The organism is Paenibacillus methanolicus, assembly GCF_008124765.1.
GTDB classification, from domain to species: domain Bacteria; phylum Bacillota; class Bacilli; order Paenibacillales; family Paenibacillaceae; genus Paenibacillus_Z; species Paenibacillus_Z methanolicus.
This window is the reverse complement of sequence record NZ_VNHS01000001.1, coordinates 314,283-336,291: the sequence shown is the minus strand read 5'-3', so window position 1 is coordinate 336,291 and position 22,009 is coordinate 314,283. Positions and strand designations below refer to the sequence as shown.

Here is a 22,009-nt window from a genome sequence, read left to right as displayed (position 1 = left end):
CGCGGCTCAATGCGACGGCGGCTTCCCCAGGAACGATTCCTTGAACTCGGTCGGCGTCAACCCCGTCTGTTTCTTGAACACCTCGCTGAAGTAGCGCCGATGCTCGTAGCCCAGCTGGTCCGCGATTTCCTGAACCTGATAGTCGGCCAGCAGCAGCGCCTTCGCGCGTTCGATCTTCTGCTGCGTCACGTAATGCTGGAACGTCGTTCCCGTCGCTTTCTTGAATAAATTCGAGTAATACCCCCAGCTGAGATTCACCTCGCGCGCGCACAGCTCCAACGTCAGATCGAGATGAAGATTCGCCTTGATATAGTCCATGGACCGGAAAATAATCCGCTGCGACTCGCTTGTCCGCTCTCGCTCCATGAGTCCGCACCCTTCCTCGCACAGTCCGTTCAGCCAAGCTCGATAATCCGACATTTCCATCGAGCGAGCAGCGTCGTTCGTCGCATCGGCCAGCCGCTCGAACGCCGCCAACGCCGAGCGCGGGAACTTCTCCAGCATGATCCGATGCATGCGCAGCGCCAGTCCCCGGAATAGATGCTCCGCGTCGCTCGGCGCCGGAAGCGTCTTGGCGGCGCCCATCTCGACGAACGCCGCGTCTAACCACGCCCGGCATTTGGCCAAGTTACCGCTGCGGAAGGCAAACAGAAACTCCTGCTCGCTCTCGGCGGAGTAGATCCAGGCGTCCGTGCCTCGTTCGTCCGCGGGCGAATAACGGAACGCGCCGCCCCCGCCCGTATAGAAGTGATAGGACAACGCGCGGAGCGCCTGCTGATAGCTTCGCGGAAGCCCTCTCCAATCCACGGACTCCTCTCCGATCCCTACGGATATGGTGAACTTCGTATAGGACGCGATGTTCGCGCAGCAATTATCGGCGATCTCGAGCAGTGGCGCGCCGAGGTTCCCGGTATCGACGAGGCAGACGTACCGGTTGAACGCCTCCCGGAACACGACCGCCTTCGCGCGCGCAGCCAGCGTTTCCTCCACGATATTTTGCAAGGCGAACCGGGCAAGCTCGAGCTCCCGCAAGCCGGAGCTGCCGTACCGTTCGGCGAGCTGGTCGATCTGGACGACCATGACGGCGAGCGGCGGCGCGAGCGGCGTAAGCTCCAGGAACCCCCACCACTGCCGGGCATCGGCGATGTCGGTCGGGTGATGGATCAATAGCGATAAATACTGCTGGCGCAGCGCCGGCAGGCTTTCTTTGACCGCCGCCGCAAGCTTGCCCACCTTTTCCCGCTCCGCCTGTTCGCCGAGCCACTGTTCCTTCGCCTTCAGGACGACCTTGATCAGATCGGCAATCGCGAAAGGCTTGCGCACGTAATCTACCGCGCCGAATTGGAGCGCCTTCTGGGCGTATTCGAAATCGGCGTAGGCGCTCAAGATAACTACTTTGCTGCCCGGCGACAGCGCAAGCGAGCGGCGCGTCATCTCCAGCCCGTCCATCTTCGGCATGCGCACGTCGGTCAAGATAAGATCGGGCTTGAGCGCTTCGATCAGCGCCAGTCCCTCTTCGCCGTTCGTCGCGCTGCCGACGATCTCGATGCCGTGCTCACCCCAAGGAATTTTCGTCGTCACCATGTCCACCACGCTGCGAATATCGTCAATCACGCACATGCGCGCGATTTTCTCCTGCATCCTCTCTCCCGCCCCCTTCTTCGCGCGGCAGCCGCAGCGTAATACGCGCGCCGCCCGATTCGTTATGTTCCAGCATGAATGCCGCGCCATCCTCGCCGTAGAACAACTGCAGCCGCTGCGCGATGTTCCGAAGCGCGTAACCATGCTTGCCTTCGGGCGGATTTGTCATGCGTTCCCGCACCCGCGCAGGATCAAAGCCGGAGCCGTTATCCTCCACCGTAAGCAGCAGGGAATCCGCGCCAAGCTCGGCGGCCACCCGAACGTCGCCGCCCTCGCCGCGGTCGGAGAATCCGTGAAGAATACTGTTCTCGACGAGCGGCTGCAGCATGATTTTGGGCACCAAGCAATTCAGCGCCTCCGGGTCCGCCTCGATCCGGCACCGGAACAGCCGCTCGTACGATTTCTGCTGGATCGCCACGTAGTTGCCGACATGCTCCAGCTCCTCCCGGAGCGTAATGCGTTCCCGGCCTCCGCTTAAGCTCAGCTGGAACATATGCGACAGCGCCAGAATCATCTCGCTGACGTCCTCATTCTCGCCGAGCACGGATTTGCAGTGAATCGTATGCAGCGTGTTGTAGAAGAAATGCGGATCCATCTGCGCCGTGAGCGCCTTGAATTCCGCCCGTCGCTTCTCCCGCTCCCGGCTCTTCACGTCGTCGATCAACTGTGCGATCTCTTCGAGCATCCGGTTGAAGCGGAAGCCGACCTGGGTCACCTCGTCCATATAGGGGCTTTCGTACCGGACGTCGAGATCGTTCTCCTCCACCCGCTTCATAACGCGCTGCAGCTGGAACAGCGGCCGCAGCAGCACGTAGGTCAGCCGATTGGCGATCATGAGCGACAGCAGCACGAATCCGGCGACGACGGCGATCGTCGCTCGCTTGATGCCGCTTAACTTCGCCAGCAGTTTCGCCTTGGACTGCACCCCGACGATCATCCATTCCTCCTTGACCGGGAGACGGCTGAAGTTGACCAAATAATCGTCCCCGTCCTGGCGGAAGAAGAAGTCGCCCGACGGCGCCGGCGTCAGCCGCTCGGCGAAGCTCGGCTCGTTCATAAAGTCGTAGGCCGCATCGTCGATCGTCGCCGATGCCACCAGGCCGCCGGACGAGTCGAGGAACGCATAGGCTTTATCGCCTTGGCTCAGGCTGTCCATGAACAGATCGACCAGATCCGATTCTCTGACGTTCACGACGACGAACACGTCGAGCGTCCGCATATGATCGGACACGTCCAGCACGCCTTCCGCGACGAGAGAGACGACGCGCTCGCCGTCCTTGAAGAACGGATCGGCATGCCCGCTCGTCCAAAAGCCGCGGCCTTGCGTCTTGAATTCCGCGTACAAATCGGATTCGTAGAAAGAAACGCCGGCGCTGCGCACGTTCGAGGTCGGGTAGAAATCGCCGATCGGCGTCGCGATCAGCATGCTATGGATCATCGCGTCATTGAATTTCACTTGCGAGAAGGCCGGCTGCAGGAGCGACAGCCACTTGTAATACCCGTTCCGGTCGCCGCGCTGGACGTCGAGCATCATATCCTGGAAGGCGTCGCTGAACATGAGCGCCCGGACGGCGGTGCCGATATTTTTCATCCGCTCGCTCACGATCTGCGCGGATTGATTGACGGTATCCCGGCTTGCTTGCAGGGCGGTCCGCTGAATTTCGCTCGCGGCGATCAGGTAGGCGATCGTGCCGACGGAAGCGAGACTGACGGTAATCAGCAGCACGAACGTCAACCACAGCCGGCGTTTGAACGAGATGGAATAGAAGAGACGTTGGGGCCAAGACGGCCGATTGGTCGGGGAGACGACCCTAGACGTGCCGGGTGATCGCGAAGCAGATGCGGAGCGGTTCCGCGGTAATGGTCGTTGAGTCATAGGTCCTTCTCCTTTCGGTCGGCAAGGAAGCTCGCATACTATCACTATATAGCAAACCGGGTGTAGGCAACATGCGGTAAACTCTAGGTCGGGGCAGGTATTTCTATATCCGAGCAGGCATGCCGAAGAGACCCTGGTCACGGGACCAAGGTCTTCCTCTCGTTCGGCAAATGATCAGACGTAGTAATAATCGCCAAGCGCGTAAGACGTCGCCTCCAGTCGCGGCATCCCATGGACAAAAGCGACTTTCTTTACCCGTACACCCTAACTTCCACGATCTCCGCGCGCTTGCCGCCGTTCGTCGACTCTACGACCACGCGCAGCCGCGACGCCTCGATCGGCTTCGGCAGACGGTGAACCCGATGACGCTTGCGGTTATTCCGTTCGGCCGCGATCGTCCGCCAGCTCGCCTCCTGCCACGCTTCGATCCGATAATCCTTGACCAGCTCCGGCATGACGTCGAAAGGCGTCCGGTGGTGATGCAGGTTGATTAGATCCTCATTGAGATCGTCGTTAAAGGTCAACCGGATTTCACGGATGCTTACGGGCTCCGCCCAAGTGAGCGATACCCACTCTTCCCGTCCATCTTGCATCGGCTCCGACACCCATAGATGCGGCTGTCCGTAAGGGCGGTGATAGCCGTCGACGATCCGCTCGGCCGCGAAGACGTTGGACTCGCCGGCGATCCGGAAGCAGAACGGGCGCCGCCCCATCCGGTTCATCTCCCAATCCAGCAGCGGCTGCGGCTTCCCGTCGGTAATCGACCCGCGCGCCTGCTCGTCGACCTGGTCGGAGTAGAACGGCAGCACCCCCGTCACCGGCGAAGCCGACGGATACAGCGTAATGCGATCGTTCGCCCGCACGATCAAGAACGCATTCTGCGCCTCGCCCGGCTCCCATGCGATCGGGATCGGCAGCCATTGCTTCTCCCCGTTCGGCACGTTCACCAGGACTTCCGCCTTTCTCGCACGAGGGACGTAGTTCTCCGCGCGTCCCGTATCCCACACTTCGACCTGCAAGGCGGTCGGCTCCGAAGCGCTCAGCAGCAGCTCGAGCCCGTTCAACTTCGGATCGATCGGAATCAACTGACCGACATCCGACGCGAGCGGATATTCCGAATCCGCCTCCTCGGCGGCTAGGCGTCGAAGCGCGGACGATGCCTCCGCCTTCGCCTGCCTCGCCAAATCCGCCGCGTCCTCGCTGCGCAGGCCGATAATGGACGCATCCTGCTTGAGCATAAGCTGCTGCAGCTCCGTCATGCGGCCTTGCGCAAGCTCGGATGGCGTCATGCCGAGCTCCGCGCACAACGCCGCGCCGGAGCCGGCCGCTTCGCCGATGACCGCGCACGTCGCCATGACCCGTGTTGTCCCGAAAGCCACGTGCGAAGCGCTGATGTTGCGTCCGGCGAACAGGAGATTCGCGACGTTCGCGGAATACAACGAACGGAACGGGATGTGGTAGACGCCGTCGGCGTACATATGCTTGGAACCGGACTCGCCCGCGTACATCCCCTGCGGAGGATGCAGGTCGATCGACCAGCCGCCGAACGCGATCCGGTCGGCGAACGGCTCCTGCCGCATAATATCGCGCTGATTGAGCACGTAATCGCCGACGAACCGGCGATATTCGCGCTTGCCGGGGAGCGCGCCGACCCACTCGAGCGTCATCCGTTCGGCTTCGAAGCGGCCGGAGTTTTTGATATAATCCCAGATCCCGTAGATCGCCGACCACAGTTCGTCGCGAATCCGCTCGTTGTCGTGGACGGTATCCAGCTCGCCGCCCCATTCGATCCACCAGTAATGGCAACCCGAATCGCCGCTGCGGATGACGCGCCGCATCGGGATGGACGTTTTCGCGATATCTTTGGCGAACGAAGGCGGAACGAAGCGGACGGGATGTCCGGCGTCCTTCGTATAGAACAGAATCGTGCTGCCGAGCGTAATGTCGTCGGCCGTATCCGGCGCCCATTCCTCGCCGTATTCATGCTTCGCCTCGCGTCCGATCCGGTATCGCGCCCCGGCGAGAAAGCCGACCAACCCGTCGCCCGTGCAGTCAAGGAAAAACGCGCTCTCGAAACGGATGCGCCGCTCCGAGCCCATCATCCAGCCGGTGACCGACGCGATTCGCCGCTCCTCTTCAGGACCCGTCGCCTCCGTTTCGTGGACATCGGTATTGAGGAACAGCCGGATGTTCGGCTCGGCCTTCACCGTCTCGAGCACGACCAAATCCCACAGGTACGGGTTGCCGTCCGGATTACGATACTGATTCTCCGCGAACATCTCGCCCATGATGCCGCTCTCCCGGGCATACCTGTTCTTCCCGTGCGAGGTCGCGCCGCATACCCACACCCGCACCTCGCTGCTCGAATTACCGCCGAGCACCGCCCGGTTATGCACAAGCGCGACTGTGCGCCCGAGCCTCGCCGCCGCGACCGCGGCGCATACGCCGGCCAGTCCGCCTCCGATAACCGTGATATCCGTCTGAACCGTCTCGTCTCTCATTTGACGTTTTCGTCCCCTTTCGCTTCAGCCCGCGGCCCGATCATCCTTTGACCGACGAGCTGGATATGCCTTCGATAATGAATCGCTGGCCAGCCATGAAGACGAGCAGCATCGGCAGAATCCCCGCCGTCGCGGCCGCCATCATGCCGTTGTAATCGATGTTGTACTCCAGGATGAAGTTCTGCAGGCCGAGCGGCACCGTATATAGATCGCTCTCGGTCAAGAAGACGAGCGCGTTCTCGTAATCGTTCCAATGCCACGAGAAATCGATGATCATGAACGTCGCGATCGCCGGTTTGGCCAGCGGCAGCATTAGCTGGCCGAAGATGCGCAGATGCCCGGCCCCGTCGATGAAGGCGGATTCCGTGATCTCCTTGGGAATGCCGACGAAGAACTGGCGCAGCAGGAACACGCCGAATATGCTGACAAGCCCCGGTAGTATAAGCGCCCAATGGGTGTTGTAAATGCCCGCCCATTCGAACATGATGAATTTCGGCACGAACAGCACCTGCGGCGGAATCATCATCATGGACAAATACAGGACGAACAACGTATCTCGTCCCTTGAACGCGATGCGGGAGAAGCCGTAGGCCGCGAAAGCCGCCAGGAACGTGGAGCCTACGGTCGCGATAATCGCGATCTTCAGCGAGTTGGCGTAATAGAGCGCGAAACCTTTCGGACCAGACCACACCTTGAGATGATGCTTCCACAGCAGCTGGTCCGGCAGCCACCGAATCGGATATTCGAATACCTCGTCCGGCCGTTTCACCGACGTGCTGATCATCCAGAGGAAAGGCAGGATCATCAGCAGGCCGAGCGCGAACATGATCGCCGTCGCCGCGCTTTTGCGCCAAGAAATCGATCGAATCTGCACGGGGATGTCCCCCTTTCTCAATAATGAACCCACTTCTTCTGGCCGAACCACTGGATGAGCGTGATGAACAGGATGATGGCGAACAGCACCCACGAGATTGCGGAGGCGTACCCCATTTCGTAATAGCTAAAGGCCGTCCGGTAGACGTAGAGCGACACGATCGTCGTGCTGTTCCCCGGTCCGCCCTGCGTGATCGCTTGAATGATGCCGAACGTCTTGATCGACATGATCAGACCCGTGACGAGCAGCAAGAACGTGGTCGGACTGACCAAAGGCCATATGATCCGACGGACGGTGACCCAGCCGCGCGCGCCGTCGATCTTGGCCGCCTCCAGCAATTCGGAGTTCAGCTCCTGCAGCGCGGCCAAATAGATGATCATGAAATAGCCGAGCATGAACCATATCCAAATGATGTCGATCGCGAGCATCGACGTGTCCGTAGTGGAGAACCAGCCTGGCGGGTTCTCGATGCCGACGGCGCGCAGCAGCTGGTTGATCGGACCTTTCGACGGCTGGAACAGCAGCATCCAGACGAACGCGATGGCGATGCCGCTCGTGATGTAGGGCATGAAGAACATCGCTCGCAGCAGCGACCGCAGATAGACGCTCTTGTTCAATGCCAGCGCAACGAGGAACGCCAGTCCGATCGACACCGGCACCGAGGCCAGGAACAAGGCCGTGTTCTTCAGCGCGAGGTAGAACAGCTCGTCGTGAAACAATCGCTTCAAATTGCCCAGTCCGACGAAATTCATATCGGGATTCGCAAACCGGTAATCGGTGAACAGCAGCCCGAACGAGAATAGCGCCGGCAGGATGAAGAAGAGCGTCACGCCGAGCAGATTGGGACCGATGAACAACAATCCCCATAATCGCTCCTTCTTTCTCCAGCCGCTCATGCATGAATCCCCTCCTCTTGTCGCCGGGCAGTCCCCCGGCGGGAATAAGAAAGGAGGAAGCGGCAATCGTACCTTCCCCCTTGAACGTCTTCTATGGCTGCTGCTTCAGAAACTCGTTATGCTTCTCGGCCATCTCGGCGAGCGACGCGTCCAATTCCGCCTGCTGCAGCAAATATTTCTCGTATTCCGCCTTGCGGATGTCGACGACCTGCTGCGGCAGCGATTCGACGAATGTCTCGAATTGGCCGAACACGACTTTCTTCAGCGAATCGATATCATACTTGTCTTCGACGCCCTTGAGCAGCAGCGCCGCGGCTTCGTCGCCGTTCACCGATTTGGAGGCCGGAATCCGTCCTCCCGCGGCCATCGGCAGCATGCCGCCGTCCGCGTACCACTTCAGGAATTGCCAGGCGGCTTCCTTGTTCGCCGATTTGGCGTTGATCGAGAGGACGTCGCCCAGACCGCCGGCCGCCTTCGCGCCCTGCTGATCCGCCGACATTCTCGGCGTCGTCGCGAACGCGATTTTGAACGTGCGCGGGTTGTCGGTCAGATTGTTCGCATTCCGGAAGATGAAGCCGCCCGCGTCGAGCATCGCCGATTCGCCCTTGAGGAACATGGTGTCGACCGGCATTTTGCTCGTCATCTGCTCGCCGTAGGTCGGCGTCGATTTGTCCGCGAACATCATGTCGTGCCACGTCGAGAAACCTTCCTTGAGCAGCGGATGATCCAGATTCGAAGTACCGTCCGCCCTTGTGACGCCGACCGATTCCAACACGCTGTTGAACGGATTCATGAAGATCGCCTCGTGGCGAAGCAGCCCCCACGTCGCGTCCGTCTTCAACTTCTTCGCGTATTCGCGCAAATCCGCCCATGTCCAATCGGCAGGCGGGATCGGCAGACCCGCCGCGTCGAGCATGTCCTTGTTCAACCACATGAACGAGATGCCCCGCGTCGTCGGCATGCCGTAATACTTGCCGTCCACCTTCCACTGCGACGCGTCCCTCCCCATTTGCTCGTCGATATTGTAATCCGCGAATTCGCTCAGATCGAGCGCCTGCCCCGCGTCGATGCGCTGCTTGAGCCGCGGCATGGCGTAGTTGACGAACAAGTCCGCCCCTTGCCCGGTCGTCAAGGCGGTATCCAGCTTCATGTTGCCCGCGTCGTCGTTGACGAACCGCTCGTATTCGACTTGAATGTCGGGATGCTCGGCGTTCCACGCGTCCACGACCGCTTGAGGACCGGCCTCCACCGGCACGCCGCCCCACATTTTCAGCTTGATGACCTCCGTCTTCTTGCCGCCTGACGACGATTCCGTCTCTGTCTTGCCATTCCCCCCGGAATTGACTTCTCCGCCGTTGCCGCCGTTGCCGGAACAAGCCGCCAGCAGACTGACCGTCAACGCGAGGACAAGCGAGGCCGACATCCATCTGTTCCGCTTCATTGAGCATCCTCCCCTTTGGTTGCGCTTTCCTTACATCTTCAACTATACCGTCGGCCAGGCAGCCGGATAAGGAACGCGCTTTGGCGGTCGATAGAACGATTTTTGGATTCCATATACGCGGCGCGCAGGGAGAAAAGTTACCTTGGCTTCCCTCCGCGCGGAGGTGCCCGGTTCATGCCGGCCGGTCTACCCGTCTGACCGTCCCGTCGACTTGCGATACTGCGCCGGCGTGCCGCCGGTCGTTCGCTTGAAGATTTTGATGAAGTAATTGTCGTTCTGAAAACCGACGCGCTCGCCGATCACGTGTACCGGATCGTCGGTATGCGTCAAATAAAACTTGGCCGCGTCGACCCGAAGCCGAGCCACGTAATGGGTCAGCGTCACCGAAGTCTTCCGCTTGAATAAATCGCTCAAGTAACTGGCATCCATGTTCACGTAAGCGGCCAGCGCCGATAGCGTCATCGGTTCGTTGAAGCGATCTTTCACGTAACGGATAACCTTGTTGATCTCGGGATGGTCGGTCTCCTCGTCCGGCTGGCTCGGAATCGCCTTCAGGTACGTCTCGAGCTGCCGGATCCGTCCGAGCTTGCGAAGCTCCGCGTCGACTTTGCCGAGCATCTGCTTGAATCCCGCCAGATCCATCGACAGTTTGAGCAGGTAGCTGGTCGCGCCGTGCTCTAACGCTTGCCTCGCGTATTCGAATTCGTTCATGCAGGTGAGCATGACGAAGCGTCCCTCGTAGCCGTCCTCTCTGGCACGCTTCAGCAGCTCGACGCCGTCCATCTTCGGCATCATGATATCGGAGATAACCAGATCCGGCTGATGCCTTACGATGAGGGCGAGCGCCTCCTCTCCGTCGGCCGCTTCCCAATCCGCGCGGAACCCGGCATCGGCTTTGCGCAGCAGCAGCTTCACGTATTCCTTCGCTTCCTTCTCATCTTCCACGATGAGCGACGTCCACATGGTCCTTCCCCCTCTCCATTCCGTACGGCGCCGAGACGAGCAGCGGAAGCGTCACGCAGGCGCGCGTCCCTTGCTCAGAGCCGAATAGCTCGAGCGATGCCCTTCCGGGAAAAAGCAGCTCCAGCCGTTCGCGCACGTTGCGGATGCCGATCCCTTTCCGCTTGCGGGCGCTCGTTCGCTCCTCTTGAATGCCCGCGCCGTCGTCCTCGACCTCGAGCACGAGCCGATCCCGATCGCGATAGCCACGGACGACGATCCGTCCTTCCTCCCGCGCCGCGAATCCATGCACGATGGCGTTCTCGACGAGCGGTTGCAGCGTCGACTTCGGCACGAGCGCGTAATCCAGCTCCTCCCGCCACTCGTACGCAATCGAGAAGCGATGCCCGAAGCGCGAATTGTGAATATGCATATAGGCGTCGAGCAGCGCAAGCTCGTCCTTGAGATGAATCAAGTCACGATCCAGATCAAGGCTGGACTCCAGCAGTTTGCCGAGCGAGATGCACATCTCGTGAATTTCGTCGTCGTCGTTGCGAAGCGCAATGCACTTGATCGAATGGAGCGTGTTCAGCAGAAAATGCGGATCCATCTGCGACAACAGCACCTGAAAGCGGACGGCCTGACGCTGGCGTTCTTCCAGACGCAGCCGGTCGATCAAGCCGTTCATATCCCGGATCATCCGGTTGAAGCTTCTCGAGAGCGCGACGATCTCCACGCTCCCCCTTTCCTCCGGCAATTTCAGCTTCAAGTCGTTGGCGGCCGCGCCTTCCATCCGCCGCTGCAGCAGCTTGAGCGGCCGCGTCATCGCCCGGGTGATCGCGAATCCGGCCAACAGGAACGCGAGGCTGAAGACGACGAACGACGTATAGTACCGGCGCTTCTGCTCCTCGACCTCCCGGTACAGCACGCCGAGCGGCACCTGCTTGACTATCGTCCACTGTAAAGCCGGCAAGTAGCTCGACGTGTATAGGCTTTGGCGGTCATCGAGCATGGCGACAGACTCTTCGTCCTGCTTCGCGGCAATGCCGACCGCGACCGCGGGAGGCAGCTCCGACTCCGAATCGGATCGCTGAATGACGGCCCCTTCCCGGTTGACGATGAAATAGCGCTGTCCGCTCAGATCGGTGGACGTGATCGTTTTGAACCAAGGCAAATAATCGATGCTCACCCGCGCCACCCCGATCGTGCGCAAGTTCTCGTCCTTGAAAGCGACGTACAACGAGATGAGATAAGGACTCCGCGAGATGTCCTTCGAGACGTAGCTCGGTTCGCTGCTGTTCCATTGATAAGCCGCCTCGCCGCTTCGGGCCGCTTGGAACCAGGACTCGTCCGCGATCTTCCGGTAATCCAGCCGATCCTCCGGCCGGAACGACGTATAGACGTTGCGCGTAAGGTCCGCCACCGTGAAGTAGACTTGCGTGCCGGTCAGAAAGAAGCTGTTGTCGACGCTCTGCAGCCGATTCTCCATTTTGCGCTGACGCTCCAGCTCGCCGTACTGATCTGGGTAGCGGAGTACGGCGAGGACCGTCGGATCCTGACCGATAAGTGTAACCGTTTTCATAACAATGCCCATGACGTTCTCCAACGAGCGCTTGACCGCCTCCAGATGCTCTTGATCCTGTTCGCCGATCTTGTTGCGCATCACCTTCTCGACTTCGCTGAAGTTGTACGCGCTCAAGATCGCGTACGGCACCAATACCATGACGATAAAGGCCGCGAACAACCGGTTGTTCAGCGTATTCGGGATCCATCTCCGCCGCTTGCGCATCGTGCGTTCATCCCCTCCGCAGCTTCTTTCTCTCACTGTAAACGAAGGAAGGTTATTCGACAACCCGATATTGCCGGTTACTTCCACCCCCCCGGTTAAGACTCGACATAATGCAAAAAAGCCGCGAAAATCGCGGCTTCGTAGGTTGCTTCGTATTCGGTTATTCGCGAGAATGCCTGACGTTCGAGTGTTTATGCCTCTTCCAGCGACTCCGCGTATTTCTTGAAATTGTCCAAGATCGCCTGCCAGCCGGCTTGCTGCATCTCGACCGCGTTCGTCTCTTCCGCCTCGAACGATTCGACGATCTTCGTCGTCTCGCCTTCCGGCACGAAGCTGATCTTTACCTTGCGGCCGTCGCCGAGCGAATAGGCGATCGTTTCGTGCAGGTCCACCTGGTCGTACGTGCCGCCGAAGTCGAAACCGAAGCTGCCGTCTTTCGCTTCCATCCGCGAGGAGAACGCGCCGCCGACTCTCAGGTCATTCTCGGCATGCGGCGTATGCCAGTCTTCGGAGGCGTTGTTCCATTGCTTAATGTGCGCCGGCTCCGTCCATACTTTCCATACGTGCTCGACTGGCTTGTTCACGATCGCTTCGACCGTAAGCGTGACCGGATTGCTTGTTCCCATAATAAAACCTCCTTAGGATGATTGCGAGTCTATGGATGCCGACCTTGCGACGACTTGCGACGACAACCATTATTTACCTAAGTGATAGTATAGCATAGAAGGGACGAGCATAATTCTTATCTTTTGCTAATTTTTGTTGAAGCGCGACGATTGGCAAGCATACCCCTCGTACGTTCTCAATTCGCGTGCTGCTTGAAGGCGATGACGCGTATGCGACTGATGTCGTTATACCATTGGCCGTCCTTCCGGAGCGCGGTCGCCGCGTCCATCTCGACAGACCGATAGATGGATGCCTTATCCGACGGGGTGACGTCGGCGAAGAAAATCGCATCGAAGCCCTCGAGCCACCTCTTGATGCCGTCCGGGTGGTTGAACGGCCGAAGCCGGTCGAAATGCTGGGCCAGCGTTACGCGAAATCCATTACGTTCCAGCAATCCCGCAAATTCGCCGATCGTCGGCAAGTACCAAGGAATTCTGCCTGCCGGCGCATACCCGTGGTCCGCCAACGCCCGTTCGATCGAATCGGTCAACGCCGCCACGTTGCCGCTCCCGGCGAATTCCGCCACGAACCGTCCTCCCGGCGCAAGCGCGCGGCCAATCGTGCGAACGACCGCTTCCGTATCCGGAATCCAATGGATCGCGGCATGGGAGAAGACGGCGTCGAAGCGCTTCTCCGCTTCGTAATGGCACGCATCGGCCGCTTGGAATCGCAGCTCCGGATAGGTCAATCTCGCTTTCTCGATCTGCGCTTCCGAAGAATCGATGCCGAGCGTCATGGCGCCGGACGCCGCGATGGCCGCGGTCAACCTCCCGGTACCGCACCCCAAGTCCAATATTCGCTCCCCTTCCCTCGGTTCAAGCAAAGATAGTATCGTATGTTCGCCGGCATCGCCGATATCAAGTTTAATCTCGCTGTCATAACTGTTCCGATAAGATCTATTCGTCTCGTTGCTCAATGTGTCAGTCTCCTTCGCGACTCTCTCGTTGATAATATGCACAGACGGATGGCTAAATTGAATTACAGACTTAATATATCTATAATAACTCCGAATATCCCAGAACGTCAATGCGAGCCTGTCTTCTAAGCTCGAATGGCCTCCCATTGAAAATAAAACGCGTTACAGGGCTTATCCCTGTACGCCCTGGATGTTCTTCATCTGTCCAAATACACTTACAGGTTCATGCATCCCGGGATGAGAGCCGATAACCGCTCAACAGCCGCTCGATCGGCTTCATGGCGATCAGCTTGCGATAGACAATATACCCCAGTACGCCGCCGAGGGTATTAGCAATCAAATCGTTCATATCGGTCATTCTGCCGTTGCCGGCGACGATCCGAATCGCCAATTGAATCATCTCGAAGGCAATACTAGCGTAAATGGATGCCTTAGCGGCGTGACGCATGCGTTTGTAAGAGGAACATAACAGCGGCAGACCGAGGCCGAACGGGACGAACAAGACGACATTGAGCAAGAAGGTCTTCGCGTCCATGGTTAGAATCGGAATCCATTGAATCGTCCGATACCACGGGGTTTTATTCGCAAATTCGCCGATGTTGACTTCGATCGGAAACACAACGAAATGAAGCACTCCCGTCGCGTATACGGTAAAAGCAGCCAACAGCGCGAATTGACGGAACGAATAGCGCTTGGCAATGAAGGTCCGAGCCGCCGCGATCGAGCATAGCACAATTGCGACCGGCAACAGGACAAGCCATGATTGAATCGTAAATGAAATGGACATCGGTCGGCAAGTCTCCTTTATCCGGCGAACACTCAGGCAGCGAAGTCCACCTTCGCCGCCTGGTTCAAGCGTATCGGATTAATCGGCGGAAGGAAGCTCTATCTTCACTTCCAACCCCTTCAGATATTGTGATTCCTTTACCTCTTCCGCAAAATCGTCTTCAATCTTGAACGGTTTCACGGTAAGATAATCGCTCATGCCCGGCGTGGTGGCAAAACGGCGGTCATAGACGATCTTGTTTCCTTCAACGATGCCTTCGCCGTTCAGCGCCGTTAATCTGCGGCCTTGGTCGTCGAAGACGGCAATCCCGACGCGGGTCAAGCGTCGTTCTTCCTTGTTGGTCAATACGAATGCGTGCTTGTATTCGAGCTCCGTCAAGATTCGGGTTGTCACAGGGGTGACGCCGACATTCGCGACTTGGAAGCGGTAGTCCCCGTTCTCCGATTTGGCATCCGGCGTAATCTCAATGCTTGCCTGCATTGTTTTCCGGAACGGGATGTCGAAGGCGAATTCATGGTCGATCCCGTCGAGTTTTATCGTGACCGAAGCCTCGAAGACATCTGGCGCATCGTTTGGATTCGCGTAAGGAAGCACTTGCTCGAAGACAAGCGTATTCGGGTGTTCCTTCCCCGCGCCGCCGTAGAATAATCCCCCGGCACCGCTCAAGCTCGAAATCGCGCCACCGTCGTTCTCGCCCTTCAAGACAACCTGATCGATCGCGCTGCCGAGCTTCACCGTCTTTCGGCCGTTGTCGTAAACGCCATCCTTCAGGTTAGGCGCCTCGACTGTCAACAGAAAAGCGACTCTCGTCCCGTCGTAAATCGTATCCGTTACCTTAAGTTTCACATCCTCGTGCGATACCTCGCGGTTCACGGTCGCGAACAACCCTTGCTCCCCTGCCGCACGCAGCCCCGAATCCCCTTGCAAGGTACTGAAAATGCTGCCGATCACCGGTAGGCTACGGATCGAATCGGCCATCGCCGGCGACGCGAAAGCGGTCGCCAGTACCCCGATGCCGAGCACGCCTGCCGCCGCGGTCGATGCCGCAATCAGCCGCAATCCGGTCCACCTCGTCCGGCCCTTTCGTTTCGGCTGGATTCCGCCGATGTTCGCATAAGTCTCATCCAGGCGCGCTCGCACAAGCGGCGACATTGCCGGTTGATCGTTGCCCGCTTTTTTCAATTCCTGCTCGATATTAGATGCTGCCAAGGTTCATCTTCCCCTCTCGAAATGTCGATAACGAACGTTGAAGCGTATCTCTTGCCCGCAGCAAGCGCATTTTCGCCGCGCTCTCCGAAATATCCAGCGCGAGCGCCACTTGGCGAATCGGCAAATCCTCGTAGTAATGCAGAATAACGGCGATTCGTTGAGGATCTTCCAGCCTGTCGACTGCTTCTCGCAAGTCTACCTTGGCATAATCGTCGGCTTGAGCCACATCGGTCGTCGGTACGTCGGCCACCACGTCCGCGCGAGCGCGTTGGGCGATCAGATTGTGACATTCATTGATCAAAATACGAAACATCCAGGTTTTGAAAAATTTCGGCTCCCGCAAGGAAGTCACGGATTTATACGCCTTCATAATCGTTTCCTGCAGCGCATCCGCCACGTCTTCGTCTTTCCGCAGGATCGATTTCGCCATGGCATATAGCGAATTCTCCAGCTGCTTGACGAGATCTAGGAACGCATCCGCTTCGCCGTTCACCGCTTTGGCAGCCAGCTTGGTCATGCTCATGTGCCGTTCTCCTTTCGCTCGCTTGTTTGGTTTTGCTATTAATTAGACCGGCGCAGGCAAACATTCGGTCACTTTGAAACATAAAAAAATCAAGATCGAGAAAGGTTGTCGATATTAGCGGCTTGTGAACACCTTCCTGTAACGAACGGGCACGTCATTAAGTCGAGATCATTTACGGACGCCAAAAAAGACAGCCGCATGTAGGCTGCCCTTTATTCCGTACTGTTGAAAGGTTACTTCCGTCCACCCTATTTAATCGAAATATAAATATCGACTTGGCTGTTCGCCGGATCCGACGCCCTGCCGTCGTACACTTCGAAATCCGCGACGAATGCGCGTTCATTATGCTTGGACCAGGACCATATCTCCTGCCAAGCCTCTACGACCACTTCCGGAACAGGACCCTTGCGCGTCGTGAACACGACGTACTTCTGATCCGGTATGGCGATCGTCCGCAGCTCCTTGTCCTGTCCTGCTTCCGCGATCTCTGCTCCCAAGACATACGTATACGCGCCTGTCTCGTCCGACTCATAGTCGGTATACACCGCGAGAATCGTGTCATTTTTACGATTCGCGATCTTCTCCATCACCTGATTGCCAAAGAACTGCCCCCACTGTGCGCCGATGACGCCATTCCCGGACATTTCCGCGGCATTGGTCGTACGAGCAGACGTGCCGCTCATTTTGAATCCCTCTTTTGCAATTGCTTGGCCAATCGTTACCGAAACGGACATTATACGCGCCTCCTGGCATGATTTTGAAATTTGGCGATCCTTCATGTAAGACGAGCTTGAGAGGCATTTTGTGACAGCTTCTCAAAATTTTTCTGTGCCGCCCGTTGCGCTCAGCTTCATTCGATCGACTCACCGGGTATCGTAACGATCGCGAAGTTCGACAGCCAACCGTTCGACCTCGCCCGCCGGCGCTTCGGGAAGCGCTGCCTCTTCGCCCCCGATCGCGGCGAGCACCTGCTTCAGCTTCTGAACGAAGACGTCTGCGCTTATGTTCGCCTCGAGCGCACACTCGTCCAGACTGGCCATGCTCGACGTCACGATTCTCGGATAATCGAGCTCCGTAAGTCCTCCGGAGGCAACCGCATAGAATCGTTCGGCGACGCCGGCCAGCATCGGTCCGCTGCCGCCCGCGACGACGAATGCCTGCACGTTGACCGAGCGAACTTGCCGCCGCTGCGCGATGCCGCAGAACTTACGGCCTCCTACGGCGACATCGTACTCGCCGGGACAATAAGCGCCGGCGATTTCTCCTGCTTCCGCGCGCAGCCCCCAAGCGTCCAGCGTGGCGGACAACAGCCGCACCATGCGGAGGAAATCCGCCCTATGCTCCATCCGGCCGGACGGATTCGGCATCAGCAGCGTGACGTTGACCACGCCTTCATCCAACGGCACGAAGGCGCCGCCCGAATTGCGCACCCCGACGGACCACCCTTCGCCCTCCAGCTCCCGAATCGCCTCCTCTGCTTCGGGCAATTTGCGATCTCTCGTGCCCAGCACCGCGCCGCGTCGATGCCGCCAGATATGCACGCCCGGCTTCAACCTCCCCTGCCCGATCTCCCGGCCGAGCCATTCCTCGTACGCGAACGGCAGCAGCACATCGCCGGCAAGCGGCTCGACAGAGCGGTCCCATATGAGGAAGGATGGGCCCGTTTCGGATCTATCGAATATTTCGTTCCGCTCCTGATTGCTGTTCATGGCTATATTTCCTTTCCGATCTAGAAGTTCGCTTGGCATGATAGGTTAACTATAACCTTATGTCCCGGGCTTGCACTAGTGGCGGCAACGAATTGCATGCCGCATCGTCTCGAACGTTCGGCGGACATACGATCCGAAGGTTCACTATTCCGTATTTTTTCGTTAAAAATCCGAGTTTTTGCTGATAAGGCGACATGATGCCGCACGCTATCCTTATAATAGAGGTGCTGTGCAGTCTAACTTTCCGGAGGTTCAAGGGATGTCCGAGATTACGAGAGTATTGGCGAGAGCGCAGCTGCCGGCGGAACGCGCATCCGAAGGCGAACAAGCCGCGCGCGACGCGACTACGCCGTTATCCCTCGCCGCGCAGGGCAGCTTGCTCGTCGCAGCTTGTTACCGATGGGACGAGCAATTGTTTCTATATTATGAATGCGTTCGCGGCGAGCTGGCGCCCGATCAAGTGCTGCCCGAGATGTCGGCTTACCTGGAGGATTGGCCCGGCCAGGACCGGAAACGCAAGTGGGTTCCGATGATCGACGTGTTCCATTTCAACGCGCCGGCTTCGCTGGATCATTGGCGGCGCAAGACGCCGGTTGAACGGCGCGTCGGACGCGTCGCCCGCCTGCTCCCCGATATGGCGGCCAGTTATATTTATTATCACTATCAGCTTCAGGAAGAACGGGCTTTCCTCGGACCGAAGTACGAAATTATCGCGATGCACGAGAACGTGCTGTTCGGTTACCAAGAGTTTCCGGCCGTCGTCGAAGAGCCGGCGCTGGCCAAGAAGCTCACGACGAGCGGCACGCCCGCGAATTGGAACGACAGCCGGATGGATTTGCATTTCCAGCCCTGGCCGGATGGCCATCTGTACTTCAAACCGGCGCAGGAACTATTCGCCTATATGTCGAAGGAATACGAACGGCGTCAGGACGCGGACAGGAACGATTTCGCGAATTAAGCAAACCCGACACGCATGCATAACCAGCCATTTTAGGAGGTTGTTCAAAATGACCGTTGGAGTATTAGCCCATTTGTTCGGGAGTTTGCCATACCGGGAGCTCGCCGAGAAGGTTGGCGCAGCCGGTTTTCGCCATGTGCAGCTCGCCTTGTGGAAAGCCGTAAGCGACGTCGATTTCTCGCGTCCCGGCCTATTAAGCCCGGGATTGGCCGCTTCGATCGCGGAGGAATTCGGAAAGCGCAACGTGCGAATTTCCGTGCTGGGCTGCTACCTGCATATGTTCGACAGCGACGCGGAACGCCGCAGGGTCAATATCGCGCGGTTCAAGGAGCTGCTCCGCTACGCGCCTCTGCTCGGATGCCCGACCGTCGCCTTCGAGACGGGCGTCAATCCGGGCGGCGACTACACGGAGCAGGATTGGACCACGATGCGCGAGACGCTCGAGGAGCTGGCCGAGGAAGCGCAGCGCTGGGGCACGTTCATCGGACTCGAAGCGGCGAACGGCCATCTCGTCGGGACGACGGCGCAGCTGCATCGCATGCTCGAGGAGGTGCCGACCAGCTCGATCGGCGTCGTGCTCGACCCGGGCAATCTGCTGAACGACGACAATTTCGACCGGCAAGACCAAGTGATCGAGGAAGCGTTCAGCCTGCTCGGCAGCCGCGTGATCGCCTGCCACGCGAAGGACCGGCTCCCGGGACCGGACGGACGCATCGTCACGGCCGCGGCCGGTCAAGGCAAGATGAATTACGCGCTGTACATGAAGCTGCTGCGCCAGTATAAGCCAGGCGTCGATATCATTATGGAGGAAGCCTCGGTCACCGATATGGTCGCGGTGAAAGCGTACATCGAGAATGCATATATACAGGCCGATGGCGAATACGCCTCCTCTTTGAACCGGAACTAGCTCTGTTGCGAATAAGGCAAGGCCGTCCCATGCGTCATCTTGAATGACGCACGGGACGGCCTCTTCTCGTTCAATCGTATTCGGGTCTTGCTCGCGCTGCTATAGCAGCAAGATCGTCGCCCCGATCATCGGGGTGACGACCATGCATACCTTCAGCCATGCGACCGGCACGCGCTTCGTGAATTTCGCGCCGACGTAGGAACCGGACATCGTCCCGGCCACGACCGCGAGGAGCAGCGGTACGTCCAGGTAGCCCAGCGTGAAGTAGCCCGCCCCTCCGGCCAACGCGATCGGGATGATGACGAGCATCGTCGTGCCGGCCGCATACCGCATCGGCAAGCCGAGCAGCACCATCAGCCCGAGCTGAATGAACGGCGTGGAGCCGATGCCGAACAAGCCCGACAGCGCCCCCGTTACGCCTCCGACCAGCACGGCATTGACCGCGTACCGCCACGTGATCGTCGCCGCAGGAACGCCGTTTTGAGCAGCCTGCTTCCCCATGAAGGCCATTCTGAACCACAAGGCGAGCCCGGAGGCGAATAGCATGCCGGACGTCATCCAACCGAGCTTCTCCTCGGGAATGAACGACGACCATCCGGAGCTGAACCACGCCCCCATCGCGCCCGACGCGCCGACGAGGATACCGGTCTTCAACACCATGTTCCCTTCCCGGTAATGACTGACCGATCCGGACAACGAAGAGAAGAACATGGCCGCGAGCGCCGTCCCGAGCGCCGTATGAATCGGATAGCCGAACACGACGGTCAGAATGGCGATAATAAACCCGGAGCCGCCCGCGCCGACGAATCCAAGCAGAAGTCCAAGTAAAATCATGACAAGCGAAATCTCGATCAGCTGCATGCGGAGATCCTCCATACCTGGTGGGTCACGGCCGCTCCGGCCGGCTCCGGCAAGTCCTCGCCCACGCGGCATTGCCGGTCAAGCACCATCGTGGAACGGTTCGCTCCGTACGTCGGCCACTCCGGAAGCTGAGCAACGTTCGGATTGCCCGTCTTCGCGAAAGCGACCCATGCCGCCCGCATGCTTCGCGCCAATGGATAATACTCGGGCGCGACCGCAAACGGATCCTCCGGATTAGCCGTCATGCCCGCGTCATGCAGGCCGTTAATCAGACTGCTCTCGTAACCGTGGATCGCTCCGAGCGATCCGCCGCAGCGAAGCCGGTACACCCACGCCTTGGCGCCCGCGTCGGAAACCGCCGCCGCGAACTGCATGGCGCCGATCGTATAGAGATGCTCGGATAACGTACGTCTCCATGCTTCCGCGGATGGCATACTCTCCGAGTATCGCCGATAACTCACCCATACGATAGGCGCGTTCGCGCCGAACAGCCGATCTGCAACGTCTGGCGACGGCGGGGCGAGCAGCGGGTCACCCTGAATGAATATCGCCGCTTCGTCTTCGTTCGACCCGATTAACAGCGGCGGCATGCTGCCTCCGCTGACGCTATTCATGCTTCCGAGCGGGTCGTCCGGTATAACCCGTCCGTCCGCCACCGGTCCGAACATGTGCAGGCTTCGCGACGTATCGAAGCCGATCGCCGACTGCGCCTCGATCAGCCGCTCGGCCGGCAGCTCCAGCAATTGATGCGCCTCGGCGCGCGCCAGGCCCAATTCATCCAATAGCCGCTGCGCGGTCACGTTCGCGGTGCTCCGATCGCGAATCGATTGCGTGGCGCCGCTCTGCGCGATCACGCCGGCGAACAATCCGCGAGCGGCTTCCATCGTGTAGAGCGTCGCCGCGCATTTGGCTCCGGCCGAGTTGCCGATGGCCGTCACTCTCGACGGATCTCCGCCGAAAGCGGCGATATTCCGCCGTACCCATTGCAAGGCGGCGACGATATCGAGCATGCCGGTATTGCCCGAAGTTGCGAACGCTTCGCCCAGCAGCTCGCCTAGATATAGAAAACCTAGGGCGCCAAGACGGTAATTGATCGATACGTATACGAGGCCATCCTCGGCCGCATATCGGCGACCGTCGCAATCCGCCCCTTTGCCGGAGACGAAGCCGCCTCCATGGATATAGAACAGGACAGGCTTGAGAACTTCAGCCGGACCGGTCGTCCATACATTCAAAGTCAAGCAATCTTCGGATTGCGGAAGTTCGGGCAAGAATCCGTTCGGATCGCCTTTCTGCGGAGCGATCGGACCGAAATGATCGCAATGCCGAATGCCCTGCCATGGCCGAGCCGGCGCCGGGGCTTTGAACCGAAGTTCGCCCGTGGGCGGAGCCGCATAAGGGATGCCCCGGAATACGAAGGCTCCATCTAGTTGGGCGCCCCGGACCAACCCCGAACAAGTCTGTACTAGCATGTCATCTTCTCCTGTTTATCGGTGTTGTGACCATTATAGCTTCC

General features: G+C 58.9%; 19 protein-coding genes. 2 read left to right on the top strand and 17 right to left on the bottom strand.

The window, feature by feature from the left end; all coding sequences use genetic code 11:
• Positions 1–6: 6 nt before the first annotated feature.
• The 15 genes from BCM02_RS01240 to BCM02_RS01170 form a co-directional block, all read right to left on the bottom strand.
• Positions 7–1,641 (bottom strand): response regulator, encoded by a 1,635-nt coding sequence (locus tag BCM02_RS01240; RefSeq protein ID WP_187433948.1) that lies wholly within the window; start codon positions 1,639–1,641, stop codon positions 7–9.
• Positions 1,607–3,517 carry a cache domain-containing sensor histidine kinase gene (locus BCM02_RS01235; protein WP_148927237.1) on the bottom strand — a complete coding sequence of 637 codons (1,911 nt, stop codon included), beginning with the start codon at positions 3,515–3,517 and terminating at the stop codon, positions 1,607–1,609. The genes BCM02_RS01240 and BCM02_RS01235 overlap by 35 nt, the downstream gene beginning before the upstream one ends.
• Before the next feature lie 251 nt (positions 3,518–3,768).
• Entirely contained in the window at positions 3,769–6,018 is a 2,250-nt protein-coding gene (locus BCM02_RS01230; protein ID WP_148927236.1) for an FAD-dependent oxidoreductase, read from the bottom strand.
• Between the two features lie 40 nt (positions 6,019–6,058).
• Positions 6,059–6,892 carry a carbohydrate ABC transporter permease gene (locus BCM02_RS01225; protein WP_425466134.1) on the bottom strand — a complete coding sequence of 278 codons (834 nt, stop codon included), beginning with the start codon at positions 6,890–6,892 and terminating at the stop codon, positions 6,059–6,061.
• A 17-nt stretch (positions 6,893–6,909) separates the two neighbouring features.
• Positions 6,910–7,788: a carbohydrate ABC transporter permease gene (locus BCM02_RS01220; RefSeq protein ID WP_148927235.1), complete on the bottom strand. Its 879-nt coding sequence runs from the start codon at positions 7,786–7,788 to the stop codon at positions 6,910–6,912.
• 91 nt (positions 7,789–7,879) lie between these two features.
• Entirely contained in the window at positions 7,880–9,229 is a 1,350-nt protein-coding gene (locus tag BCM02_RS01215) for an ABC transporter substrate-binding protein (RefSeq protein ID WP_148927234.1), read from the bottom strand.
• 186 nt (positions 9,230–9,415) lie between these two features.
• Entirely contained in the window at positions 9,416–10,192 is a 777-nt protein-coding gene (locus tag BCM02_RS01210) for a response regulator (protein WP_148927233.1), read from the bottom strand.
• Positions 10,164–11,957, bottom strand: a complete 1,794-nt coding sequence (locus BCM02_RS01205) for a sensor histidine kinase (protein WP_148927232.1) — start codon at positions 11,955–11,957, stop codon at positions 10,164–10,166. The genes BCM02_RS01210 and BCM02_RS01205 overlap by 29 nt, the downstream gene beginning before the upstream one ends.
• Before the next feature lie 191 nt (positions 11,958–12,148).
• Positions 12,149–12,583, bottom strand: coding sequence for an SRPBCC family protein (locus tag BCM02_RS01200; RefSeq protein ID WP_148927231.1), 435 nt, complete (start codon positions 12,581–12,583; stop codon positions 12,149–12,151).
• A 176-nt stretch (positions 12,584–12,759) separates the two neighbouring features.
• Positions 12,760–13,539: a class I SAM-dependent methyltransferase gene (locus BCM02_RS01195; protein WP_246183136.1), complete on the bottom strand. Its 780-nt coding sequence runs from the start codon at positions 13,537–13,539 to the stop codon at positions 12,760–12,762.
• Positions 13,540–13,762: 223 nt separating this feature from the next.
• Positions 13,763–14,326 carry a VanZ family protein gene (locus tag BCM02_RS01190; RefSeq protein ID WP_148927229.1) on the bottom strand — a complete coding sequence of 188 codons (564 nt, stop codon included), beginning with the start codon at positions 14,324–14,326 and terminating at the stop codon, positions 13,763–13,765.
• A gap of 78 nt (positions 14,327–14,404) precedes the next feature.
• Positions 14,405–15,535, bottom strand: coding sequence for a DUF4179 domain-containing protein (locus BCM02_RS01185; RefSeq protein WP_148927228.1), 1,131 nt, complete (start codon positions 15,533–15,535; stop codon positions 14,405–14,407).
• Complete coding sequence (locus BCM02_RS01180) at positions 15,522–16,058, bottom strand: sigma-70 family RNA polymerase sigma factor (protein WP_148927227.1); 537 nt, start codon at positions 16,056–16,058, stop codon at positions 15,522–15,524. The genes BCM02_RS01185 and BCM02_RS01180 overlap by 14 nt, the downstream gene beginning before the upstream one ends.
• Before the next feature lie 248 nt (positions 16,059–16,306).
• Positions 16,307–16,792, bottom strand: coding sequence for a GyrI-like domain-containing protein (locus BCM02_RS01175; protein WP_148927226.1), 486 nt, complete (start codon positions 16,790–16,792; stop codon positions 16,307–16,309).
• Positions 16,793–16,921: 129 nt separating this feature from the next.
• Positions 16,922–17,767, bottom strand: a complete 846-nt coding sequence (locus tag BCM02_RS01170; RefSeq protein WP_187433947.1) for a lipoate--protein ligase family protein — start codon at positions 17,765–17,767, stop codon at positions 16,922–16,924.
• Between the two features lie 259 nt (positions 17,768–18,026).
• Between BCM02_RS01170 and BCM02_RS01165 the strand changes: the two genes are divergently transcribed.
• Both BCM02_RS01165 and BCM02_RS01160 read left to right on the top strand, forming a co-directional pair.
• Positions 18,027–18,725 (top strand): hypothetical protein, encoded by a 699-nt coding sequence (locus BCM02_RS01165; protein ID WP_148927224.1) that lies wholly within the window; start codon positions 18,027–18,029, stop codon positions 18,723–18,725.
• A 49-nt stretch (positions 18,726–18,774) separates the two neighbouring features.
• Positions 18,775–19,632 (top strand): sugar phosphate isomerase/epimerase family protein, encoded by an 858-nt coding sequence (locus BCM02_RS01160; protein WP_148927223.1) that lies wholly within the window; start codon positions 18,775–18,777, stop codon positions 19,630–19,632.
• A 99-nt stretch (positions 19,633–19,731) separates the two neighbouring features.
• Here the strand turns inward: BCM02_RS01160 and BCM02_RS01155 are convergent, their stop codons facing one another.
• Together BCM02_RS01155 and BCM02_RS01150 are read right to left on the bottom strand one after the other, a co-directional pair.
• Positions 19,732–20,493 carry a sulfite exporter TauE/SafE family protein gene (locus BCM02_RS01155; protein ID WP_148927222.1) on the bottom strand — a complete coding sequence of 254 codons (762 nt, stop codon included), beginning with the start codon at positions 20,491–20,493 and terminating at the stop codon, positions 19,732–19,734.
• A complete protein-coding gene (locus tag BCM02_RS01150; protein ID WP_148927221.1) occupies positions 20,484–21,965 on the bottom strand; it encodes a carboxylesterase/lipase family protein in 1,482 nt (493 codons plus the stop codon). The genes BCM02_RS01155 and BCM02_RS01150 overlap by 10 nt, the downstream gene beginning before the upstream one ends.
• Between the last annotated feature and the right edge of the window lie 44 nt (positions 21,966–22,009).

What these genes read in the sequence shown, in the direction of transcription:
- BCM02_RS01190 (WP_148927229.1), bottom strand. Translation starts at nt 14,326, where the DNA reads ATGTCCATTTCATTTACGATTCAATCATGGCTTGTCCTGTTGCCGGTC.
- BCM02_RS01200 (WP_148927231.1), bottom strand. Translation starts at nt 12,583, where the DNA reads ATGGGAACAAGCAATCCGGTCACGCTTACGGTCGAAGCGATCGTGAAC.
- BCM02_RS01235 (WP_148927237.1), bottom strand. Translation starts at nt 3,517, where the DNA reads ATGACTCAACGACCATTACCGCGGAACCGCTCCGCATCTGCTTCGCGA.
- BCM02_RS01215 (WP_148927234.1), bottom strand. Translation starts at nt 9,229, where the DNA reads ATGAAGCGGAACAGATGGATGTCGGCCTCGCTTGTCCTCGCGTTGACG.
- BCM02_RS01205 (WP_148927232.1), bottom strand. Translation starts at nt 11,957, where the DNA reads ATGCGCAAGCGGCGGAGATGGATCCCGAATACGCTGAACAACCGGTTG.
- BCM02_RS01170 (WP_187433947.1), bottom strand. Translation starts at nt 17,767, where the DNA reads ATGAACAGCAATCAGGAGCGGAACGAAATATTCGATAGATCCGAAACG.
- BCM02_RS01210 (WP_148927233.1), bottom strand. Translation starts at nt 10,192, where the DNA reads ATGTGGACGTCGCTCATCGTGGAAGATGAGAAGGAAGCGAAGGAATAC.
- BCM02_RS01175 (WP_148927226.1), bottom strand. Translation starts at nt 16,792, where the DNA reads ATGTCCGTTTCGGTAACGATTGGCCAAGCAATTGCAAAAGAGGGATTC.
- BCM02_RS01230 (WP_148927236.1), bottom strand. Translation starts at nt 6,018, where the DNA reads ATGAGAGACGAGACGGTTCAGACGGATATCACGGTTATCGGAGGCGGA.
- BCM02_RS01150 (WP_148927221.1), bottom strand. Translation starts at nt 21,965, where the DNA reads ATGCTAGTACAGACTTGTTCGGGGTTGGTCCGGGGCGCCCAACTAGAT.
- BCM02_RS01165 (WP_148927224.1), top strand. Translation starts at nt 18,027, where the DNA reads ATGTCCGAGATTACGAGAGTATTGGCGAGAGCGCAGCTGCCGGCGGAA.
- BCM02_RS01155 (WP_148927222.1), bottom strand. Translation starts at nt 20,493, where the DNA reads ATGCAGCTGATCGAGATTTCGCTTGTCATGATTTTACTTGGACTTCTG.
- BCM02_RS01180 (WP_148927227.1), bottom strand. Translation starts at nt 16,058, where the DNA reads ATGAGCATGACCAAGCTGGCTGCCAAAGCGGTGAACGGCGAAGCGGAT.
- BCM02_RS01240 (WP_187433948.1), bottom strand. Translation starts at nt 1,641, where the DNA reads ATGCAGGAGAAAATCGCGCGCATGTGCGTGATTGACGATATTCGCAGC.
- BCM02_RS01160 (WP_148927223.1), top strand. Translation starts at nt 18,775, where the DNA reads ATGACCGTTGGAGTATTAGCCCATTTGTTCGGGAGTTTGCCATACCGG.
- BCM02_RS01220 (WP_148927235.1), bottom strand. Translation starts at nt 7,788, where the DNA reads ATGAGCGGCTGGAGAAAGAAGGAGCGATTATGGGGATTGTTGTTCATC.